Annotated in this window: 2 protein-coding genes and 1 pseudogene; 1 reads left to right on the top strand and 2 read right to left on the bottom strand. The window is 64.0% G+C overall.

Features of this window, described 5'->3' with window-relative positions:
* Nucleotides 1-879: septal ring lytic transglycosylase RlpA family protein (locus AC1D00_RS38575; RefSeq protein ID WP_477014287.1), on the bottom strand; the 879-nt coding region annotated here is incomplete at its 3' end.
* Nucleotides 880-1,682: 803 nt separating this feature from the next.
* On the opposite strand from AC1D00_RS38575, the gene AC1D00_RS38570 reads away from it, so the two are divergent.
* Nucleotides 1,683-1,811, top strand: coding sequence for a hypothetical protein (locus AC1D00_RS38570; protein WP_256374848.1), 129 nt, complete (start codon nucleotides 1,683-1,685; stop codon nucleotides 1,809-1,811).
* A 33-nt stretch (nucleotides 1,812-1,844) separates the two neighbouring features.
* Here the strand turns inward: AC1D00_RS38570 and AC1D00_RS38565 are convergent.
* Nucleotides 1,845-2,028: pseudogene (locus AC1D00_RS38565) on the bottom strand (hypothetical protein); the annotation flags it as partial.

Below are 2,028 nucleotides of genomic sequence, written 5' to 3'. Positions count from 1 at the left end.
GTCCGAGGCCGACGGGGCGCTCTCGGTGGCGTAGCGGCCGTCCTCGTCATAGGACACGGCGCGCGCGTTCTGGAGCGCCCGGCCCCGGCTGCGGCTCGAGGCCGACATTTCCGAGGTCGCATTGAGTGAGGCCATGTCGGCCGAGGTGGTGCCGAGATTGTAGGGGCGCCCCTCCGGCATCGGAACCTCGCCGCGGATGGTGCCGCGGTTCGACGAGGGCAGCTCCGGCACGAAGGGCCTTGCCGAGGCGACCCGGACCATCGAGGGCGACGGCGCCGGGATCCCGGTGCGTAAGGTAGCCATCAGCTGGCGGTCGTCAGAGCCTTCCAGCGGCGCCCGACCGACATATTCGACGCGGACCTTGGCGATGCCATTGCCTTTGAATTCAAGGAGTTCGGCGGCTTTGTTCGAGACGTCGATGAGCCTGTTGCCGTGATAGGGACCGCGGTCATTAACCCGGACGATCAGCGACTTGCCGTTCGAGACGTTGGTCACCCGCGCATAGGACGGCATCGGCAGGGTCGGATGCGCCGCCGTCAGCGAGGTCATGTCGAATACTTCGCCATTGGCGGTCAGGCGGCCGTGGAAGTCATCGCCGTACCAGGACGCCATGCCCTCGGCGCGGTAGTTGACGTCCTCCTCCGGCACGTAGGTCCGGCCGGCGACCACGTAGGGCTTGCCGACGCGGTAGGTGCCGCCGCCCTTGGGGACCGGGTCACCCAAAGCCACGACCCGGGGGCTTGAGGACACGCCGTATTTCGGATCGACGCGGCTGGCGAACTTGTTGGAGGACGCGCAATTGGCGAGCGCGAGGCAGGTCGCGGCCGCCGCAACACCACGCGCGGCCCGCAAAACCGAATCTGACCGTCGGATCCCCATTCGCCCCAAATACCATTCTGCCGGAGGCCTGCCCAACCCGCTTTGGCAACGGGGAGCGCTGTCCGGTCCTTTGCACCGAGGCGGCCCACCACCGCTTCGGACGTCGTGACGATATCGCAACCCGAACACGGCGGAAATGGGGAGCCTGCGGCGATCGCGCGGAGATGGTAAACGGCGCGTTCGCTTTCCCCAGTTGTTCTACGGAGCGCAGGCACCTGCTCTGTGCCACTCCTGGACATTCTGTTGCGCCAAATCCTCACTCCACCCCCATTGTCGCGCCGCTCACTGGAATTCTTTTGACTGTGCAAGGCCGCACGCGTTCTCTCGGATGCAAGGGCGGGATTTGGAATTTAACGATGATCGAGACGGTTTCGGCACTGATGGGTCTGGTAAGCGCGGGGATCTTCCTGGCCCATGCGTTTGAAGGTTACCGTACGAGGGCCTGAGGGCACTCGCGCGGACGGCAAGCATCACCTCTTTCAAGACGGCACGTTCGGACAATTTTAATCGATCCGACCGAGCATCGCAGACGAGAGCGGCAGGTGTCCCATGCGCAATCATGACCTGGTATCCGATGGCTTCCTGGCATTGACCGCAGGCGGTCTGGTGCTGTTGTGCTCGAGCCTTGTCGCGCTGGCCTTCGGCTGATCGCGACACCCTTTCCTCGCTTTCCAACCACGACCGTACTGCGCCGCAACACTGGTGTTTGTCCGGAATCGCCCTGCTCCCGTTTAGTTGATTGAATTTCCGCGTTCGGCGCCTCGACTCATTTCAAGAGGCCATCACCAACGAAGGTGACGCACATGCTTGCCGAGAAATTCTTCCTGGTCCTGGAATCGCTGATCCGCGGCGACCGGACCTATCCGGACGGAAGTCCCCGGGTCATCAGCACCTCACCGCACGTCCCGGTGAAGCTGCCCGACCGGAAATAGACCGGATCGTTTTCGCTTCCCGTCACATGCCGCTCAGCGCAGGCCAAGCAGCGAGCGACGATAGAAGCTGTCGCGGGCCTCGCCGAGGCAGACGTAGCTGCCGTCAAAACCCTGGCCGTACCGCCTCTGGCCTCTCGCGTAGTAGACGCCCTTCCTGAAATCCAGCCAGACCACCTGATCGCGCGGACAATGGCGCTGCGCTTGCGCCTCGTAGCGA

It is taken from the genome of Bradyrhizobium sp. P2_E8, assembly GCF_056403875.1.
Note: the sequence above shows the minus strand (reverse complement) of the source record. Positions and strands in the feature narration are given on the sequence as shown.

What these genes read in the sequence shown, in the direction of transcription:
- AC1D00_RS38570 (WP_256374848.1), top strand. Translation starts at nt 1,683, where the DNA reads ATGCTTGCCGAGAAATTCTTCCTGGTCCTGGAATCGCTGATCCGCGGC.